Annotated in this window: 9 protein-coding genes; all 9 read right to left on the bottom strand. The window is 35.9% G+C overall.

The features are described 5' to 3' along the window. Positions 1–85: 85 nt before the first annotated feature. A complete protein-coding gene (locus H7254_RS14025; RefSeq protein ID WP_301933559.1) occupies positions 86–1,327 on the bottom strand; it encodes a hypothetical protein in 1,242 nt (413 codons plus the stop codon). Continuing rightward, on the bottom strand, positions 1,293–1,781 hold the full coding sequence (locus tag H7254_RS14020) for a DUF1896 family protein (protein ID WP_301933558.1): 489 nt from the start codon (positions 1,779–1,781) through the stop codon (positions 1,293–1,295). Before H7254_RS14020 ends, H7254_RS14025 begins: the two co-directional genes overlap by 35 nt. Positions 1,782–1,792: 11 nt before the next feature. Continuing rightward, on the bottom strand, positions 1,793–2,125 hold the full coding sequence (locus tag H7254_RS14015; RefSeq protein WP_301933557.1) for a DUF4134 domain-containing protein: 333 nt from the start codon (positions 2,123–2,125) through the stop codon (positions 1,793–1,795). A 109-nt stretch (positions 2,126–2,234) separates the two neighbouring features. Next, positions 2,235–2,705, bottom strand: coding sequence for a hypothetical protein (locus H7254_RS14010; protein ID WP_301933556.1), 471 nt, complete (start codon positions 2,703–2,705; stop codon positions 2,235–2,237). Between the two features lie 157 nt (positions 2,706–2,862). Beyond that, on the bottom strand, positions 2,863–3,096 hold the full coding sequence (locus H7254_RS14005) for a helix-turn-helix domain-containing protein (protein WP_301933555.1): 234 nt from the start codon (positions 3,094–3,096) through the stop codon (positions 2,863–2,865). A gap of 286 nt (positions 3,097–3,382) precedes the next feature. Further along, a complete protein-coding gene (locus tag H7254_RS14000) occupies positions 3,383–4,603 on the bottom strand; it encodes a hypothetical protein (protein WP_301933554.1) in 1,221 nt (406 codons plus the stop codon). A gap of 173 nt (positions 4,604–4,776) precedes the next feature. Next, positions 4,777–5,727 carry a LuxR C-terminal-related transcriptional regulator gene (locus H7254_RS13995; RefSeq protein WP_301933553.1) on the bottom strand — a complete coding sequence of 317 codons (951 nt, stop codon included), beginning with the start codon at positions 5,725–5,727 and terminating at the stop codon, positions 4,777–4,779. A gap of 6 nt (positions 5,728–5,733) precedes the next feature. Then, positions 5,734–6,312 (bottom strand): N-acetyltransferase, encoded by a 579-nt coding sequence (locus H7254_RS13990; RefSeq protein ID WP_301933552.1) that lies wholly within the window; start codon positions 6,310–6,312, stop codon positions 5,734–5,736. A 441-nt stretch (positions 6,313–6,753) separates the two neighbouring features. Beyond that, on the bottom strand, positions 6,754–6,959 hold a 206-nt coding region (locus tag H7254_RS13985; protein ID WP_301933551.1), incomplete at its 5' end, for a hypothetical protein.

Genomic DNA, 6,959 nt, shown 5'->3' with positions numbered 1-6,959 from the left:
GAAGAGGTAAGCGAATTTATTACAAACGCAACAGCGAAAATATCAAAAGACAGCATTAAAAAAACATGTGGGTTTGACTATGTTTTTAAAGAAACAATTTGGACCAATTAATAAATATAGATAGTATTAATTGCTTACCGGTCGCAATAGTTTCCTGTGTAACTTTTAATGCAAACGCTTCCTTATTGAAGTGTTGGTTAATACCATCGGTTATGGTTGCAGCTAACTTTTTTTTGAAGTCCTTTATATCACCATTCTGCCATACAGTTTGGCTGGCTTTTCCATATTGATTCTTACCGGCTTTTATTTCATTGCCAAGAATAATTTCGGGATGCTGTTGTATAAATTGATTGATGGGATATTTACCAAACTCATTCTCCGCCTCAATTGTATTGACTAATAATTCTTCATTATCTGAAAGAGATTGTTTGCTGATATTCTTTTGCACAATCAACAAATGACAGGGTGCTTCTGTATTGCCGCTATCCTTCATTAAATTATCAGGCAACACATTCAAGCTTATAAAATCAGCGTGTTTAAAAACATACTCCCTTGCTACTTTATTTGATGGGCTGTTTAAAAAAGCATCGGTTGTTATAAATGCCAGTAAGCCGCCTTCTTTTATTTTATCTAATCCTTTTGCAAAAAAGTAATTATGAATTTTACCGGTTAATGGTTCATCATTAATAGCTTCATCAAATATCCGAAAGTTGCCGAAAGGGATATTGCTGATGATCAAATCATGCATTCCATTTTCTGCATTGGAAGTGCCTTCAAAACCTTTCACTTTTACAGAAATAGGGACGGGTATCGAACTACTCAAAGCAGTCAATACCCGTCCTGTCAGCATATCTTTTTCTACAGCAGTAATGTTTTGCAATGAGGGGAAAGTATTTGCAGCTTCGTTTACAAATACACCGGCACCAGCACTTGGTTCATAGATGTTTTTAGGTTCAATCCCTTGTTCTGTTAAAACAGCAAATACAGTTTTAGGAATTATGTCTGGTGTATAAAACGCAGTGAGGATGCTGTTCTTTATAGAATCAATGACCTGCTTATATTCTGCTTCATTGAGATGTTGCTGTAATATCTTGTGCAGTTCAATAATGTCCGGGTAGAGTCTTAAATCTTCTTTTGATGCTTTTAGTTTTACCCATTCTTCTTTTGTTGCATTTGGATACAATACAGCTTTTAAGCCACCAAAACCTGCATAACGGTTCAATGCTTCTACCTGTTCGGATAATAGCAATTGGCCTTGCTTCCACTCTAATGCAATCTGGATGGCGGCAATATTATCCTTCAGTTTTTGTTGACTGTTGTAACCCATCTTTCACATTTTCATTCCCACTTGTTACACCTTCTAAATACTCACTTATTGTTCCGATAATAGCATAGCGAAGAAATTGATTGTCTTCATTTTCATCCGAAAAATTCAAATCTTCAAATACCGATTGGCATTGGTTAATCAGGTTTATAACCTCAAACTTTAATGTTCCAGATTCTAGTATTTGATTATAAGTAGATTCAAATTCTTCTTGCAGGAGATTGCTTATATAATTAAACTTAGATGGTCGAAGGTCTTGTGTCATTACATCCATACAGGCATCCTCAATAATGTATGCAGGCTGACCAATATCCATCTGTTTGATTAATACACTTACTGTACTTATTTTATCAGACAGGTATTCAGATACCTTTTTATCTTCTTCTAATTGAAACAATAAATCAGGGTTATTTTCCCTGATATATTCATGAAGTTTATTCATAAGGGTTTGCTGCATAGTCTTGAATTTTATACTCCAAAGAATGACTTAATAACTGTTGCAACTATTACCAGGAATACGCAACTGCCAAACCAGGCCGCTGCGACCTTTCCGGTGTCTTGATCTCCGCTATTCCATTTTTGATACACTTTAACTGCACCAATCAAGCCCACAATTGCACCTACCGCATACATTAGGTTTGTACCGGCAGCGAAGTAACTCCGCACTTGTGTATTAGCAGCATTAATACCGGCGTTACCATCCTGAGCTGATACATAAAAAGAAATCAGCAGTAAAAAAGTTGTTGTTGATAAAGCAATCACTTGCTTTGTTTTTGGGTTTCTTTCTCTCACATTTTTCATAACTCACTTTATTTTTTGATGATGAAGAATTTTAAAATGCTCCATTGTACCATTCTACCGCACTTGTTTTTCCTGCACTCAGGATACAATGAAGCATAAGTTTTTCAAATTAATTCCATAAATTTTTGAAATCATTTTGTTGGAACAAGGCTGGGTATTTTAAATTGATTTCCTTTAGCACATCAACTTCCAAATCCTTCCTGCAATCGGCATTTTTTATAGCCGGATATTTTGTACAGATTGCTTGCAGGGAATTGATAATTTCTTCTTTTGTTATTTCAGCTTCATCAGCTCCCTGTACAAAAGCGGTTACCTCATCAGTAAAAGATTGAACCAATGGCGAAATGTCAATTTCCAACGAAGGTTTAGGTAGGTAATCCTCACGATTTTCTGAAGCAGCAAATTCTTTTAAATTTGATAACGCCGCTGTTGTATTAAGTGAATCATCATCTACTTTTCTGATTCCTATAATACTCAGGACTTCCCATTTGTAAAACCAAAACCCGATTAGGATATAATAAATAATGAGTAAAAGTATAATGGCAGAAAAATACTGCCCCCAGGCAATTGAATTAAACATAGCTTTTATTTTTTCTTGTTCACAAATCAGTTTCTCTTATAAAATCCTTGTTTAAAATAAGCTGCAAAAACACTTCCAAATGCCAATAATGAAGGGGTAAACGAGGTAGGACAACCCCGTTAAGTGAGTTGAAAATGAAAGGAGTAGTGTTGAGAAATTAATCGAATTCTGTTTGAAGCAATTCTGATGGATTAACTTCTAAGGCCTTGGCTAATTGAAGAATGGTGGTGAAGGTGATATTGATCTGGCCTTTTTCAATTTTGGAGATCTTGCTATTGTCAATATCACACTCATAAGATAGCTCTCGCAGGCTGAGGTTCTTTGTTTCCCTCAGCCTTTTAATATGAGCTCCCAGCTTCTTAAGATTTGTTTTATCGCTTTGCCTAATCATTCATCAGCAAGATGGCTGAATCAGGCATAAAAATTGCGGTCTAATAAGGCCGCAAATTGGTATTTTATGAACAAATCTGGCAACATACTAATCTTACCGATTGATTCTCTCTCATTATCAAATGAATTTAAGACAATGGCACAACAACAACATTTTAGAACCCTTGAAGATATACTTAACTGGCCGGTAGCGTTTCTACTAATGCATGAAGGATTTACTTACCATATTTATGAAGAATTACTAAAATACCTAAAGATGAATAATTTGCCCGGATTAGTGAAGAAGTTTACAATTTCCCCAAAATATTAATCCACTTAAAGAGCATATCTCTTACAGTAGTTATCGTTGTTTTATCTGGCGCATGGTATTTTGTTTCTAAACTGCCGAAAGAAATTTCATCTTTTTGAAGTGTAGTAAACATTTTTGCAACTGTTCTTAATGCCGGGGCAATTTGCCTGTTGATTATAATTTTATCTACAACGAGTAAACGCATAATAACTGCCAGCTTTGCCACAGTTAAAGACGTCTGAATCTTGTCGCAATTTTCAGCAAGGCCGTTTTGATTAAGTAAAGCACTTGCTCCCGCTTCAATAAATTGTATCTCTTCATTTATCCAGCCATTGATTTGTTCTTTCAGCGCTGGCACAGAATTATCCCAGTAACAGTTTAACCTCACAGTAAGTTGGTTAATCCTTTTCTGTTCCTGTTTCAGCAAACGTATCCGTTCGTTCTTTACTAAAGTCGCAGTTGTAAGGGCAGCAAACCTTTCATATTCTGCCAACACAAAATTTTCGTTATTAAAATTCAGGCAGTATAAAACATCCCTCAAATTTTCTTCTAAAATTGGTTTGCTTTGCCTTTCAATTTCTTTGGTAAGCTGCCTCATATAGCTGAAGTTATTAATGGTAATTACAGCACTGTCCGATAACTTATCTGTAATCACTGTAAAGATTGTATCCATTAAAGAATTTGTGCTTTCTTCTGAATGGATATATGCTCCTTTTACCCTTTTTAAGTTTTTAATAATTTCTACCTTGTCTATTTCAGCAAAAGCAGCCGGTGCTTTCAATTCTTTATTAATGTAGCTTCCAAAAAATTCTTCTATAAACTGAAAGGTTTGATAAAACTGCTGGCATATTTTTTTGGCAGTTAGCTTTATATTATTAGTTGCATCTTTTACAGTTGTGTATCCAAACATTGCATCCATCAACCGAACAAAATATATAAATACCGTTTCAATTAACTGTTGTTTATCTAAGGAACTTTCACGGCTTATCATTTCTTCTAACAACAAAGACCTGAAATATTGGTGTTCCTGTTCTGATTTCTGCATACGGGAGTTTAGTTCATCCAATTCCGTTTCATCCACCTCTATTTTATTTGTAATTTCTGCATCCCATTTTACCAGCATACTTACAACCCCGCCACTACCTGTTTTACTTTGCACATTAACGGAGGTAAAAAGTATAGGTAATTGCCGGGCAGATTGTTCAATTGCGTTTTTCATCGGATACCTCATTTAGGTCATCAATAACGGCTGCATTACATGAGTTCTTACAGCATTGATGACCCATAAACCTTTACAATTTTGAGACCTTAACTATACGCAAATTGTAGTATTTACCTGCGTGGAAATGAGTATTTATAAGCTAAATACCATTAAAATTGACACTACGCCTTTTATGCACCGAGCTTATGCACCAGTTCCACCCGGTTGGAAACGTTTACTTTATCAAAAATATTTTGGGTGTGTTTAGCAACCGTTCGTTCGGCTATAAAAAGCAGTTCCCCAATCTGTTTATGTGTTTGACCCCTGTAAATAAGCAGGGCTATTTCTTTCTCCCGGGTGGTGAGATTGTATTGAATACAGTTTTGATTGAATCGTTGTTCCCTGCTAATATTTTCTAGTTCTTGGGTCCGTTTGTTCACCTCTTCCTGCAATTGTTCATTCCAGGTTAACAGTTTTTTTTCGGATTCTATTAATCGTTGATGCTCATCTTTTAATTGCTGGATATTTCGCCTCATGTGTTGAGCTAGCAGCAACAAAAATCCGGCATTGGTAATGAATGCTTCAACGCCTTGCCCGATATTATAATAATCAATTATCGGCAGGCAAACCCATGGGGTGAGGCTTAAAAAAAGCACAATCTTATCTTCGGTTGATTCATTTTTAGTGGCCGAGGCCAGTGTAACTATAACCCATAAAGCGTAAACAACAGGCAGTATCAGCAAATTCTTCGCAACTTCAAGTTTGCCGGTAATACCAAATACAATCATAAAAAGTAAATATGGCAGCATAAGAAAAAGATAAACACCCCTGTAAGCATGAAACCGCATTTTCTTTAACCCAAAGGCATGATAAACATAATAGGGAAAGTAGCAGGGTGTCATAAATCCGGTAGCATACGCAATACTATCTTGCAAAAAATAAGAACCTGGTAAATTAGGGTCAGGCAGCAAACCGCCGGTGATGTTGTAAACAATCAGTAACAGCAATAAAAAAATATCGAGGTAGCTGATTTTATCATCTGGTCTTGCAAGACGATGTATGACTACGTAAAACAGAATGATAAATTCGATGCAGATGAATGCAAATGTGATAACATGCATTTGTGTACCCGGCAAAAGCATAAAATCCTATTTTAGCAACTCTCTTTTCAGGCAATATAGCCCGTAACCAAAATCAAACTCTCTGTAAATAGTAAACCCAAATTTTTGATACCAGGGGATGTTTTGCAAAGTGGAAGTTTCAAGACAAATGATTCTTTTCTGCGCTGTTGCTTCTACAATTATTTCATTCAACAAATTGCTGCCGGTTCCTTTATGTTGTTGCGAAGATGTAACACCAATAAACCATAAGTAATAAATCAATTCTTTGGGATGTAACTTCTTAATTGTCGATTCTCTTTTCATTGCTTTTATTGCATTGTTGATACCCGTACAGAATATAATCAGCTTAACATCCGATAGAATTGATTTAAATGTTGTTATTTTCTTTTCAGGAAATATAATTAAGGCGCATCCCTTTCTGTCATCGGACAGTATGATTTCGCCATAAGTAAAGCAGGTATCAAATGAGTATTCCATCAGCCTTTTCAGCCGGGATATTTTTTTTCTATCTTGTTTTATGATATAGTTTACGCTTCTATTATCAGCAAATGATTTTGCCAAAATATCCACTACAAGGGATTTGTCGCTGTATGTGGCTTTGGTCATGCGTTTAAAGGAATATGGTACGAATAAAATAGTACAATTTCTATACCGTATCCTTTGGATTTACCTTTTAAGGAGAAAGTAAGAAATAACTGTTATACCTCAGGTGCTAAAACCACGCTTTATTTTAAACATTTAACACTGAATGATTTAAAAGCGTATGCCGTTCCCGTTCCGGGCCGGGCTTTCCGTTGCAATCTTCTGCGAAGGATTTTCACTGCAATCCCTAACGGTTTATAAAAACTGGTGTAAAGACTCTGTAAAGACCCGGTGCAGTACACCCGTCTTATTTTTTTTTACGCCTCCGGCAAATAAGCCGTGAGAACTGCGCCGGATAAATATATGGGTCATTGAGATTGGCTCGTACCTCACCAAACACAATTCCTGATTAGTCAAATTGTAAAGATGCCTAAATGATTGCTCAAAAAATAGACTTGGTAAAAACTATTGCAATGACCCGATGCAGTACACCCGTCTTATTTTTTTACGCCTCCGGCAAATAAGCCGGGAGAACTGCACCGGATAAATATATTGGTCATTGAGATTGGCTCTTACCTCACCAAACACAATTCCAGCTACTTCAAATTGTAAAGACATTGTAAAGCAAATTTCATAACAACTACTTTTTAAAAACTCATTCATCCTTATCT

Source organism: Ferruginibacter sp. (assembly GCF_014377975.1).
Lineage (GTDB): Bacteria > Bacteroidota > Bacteroidia > Chitinophagales > Chitinophagaceae > Ferruginibacter.
The sequence above is the reverse complement of the archived record's forward strand: the minus strand, read 5'-3'. Positions and strand labels throughout refer to the sequence as shown.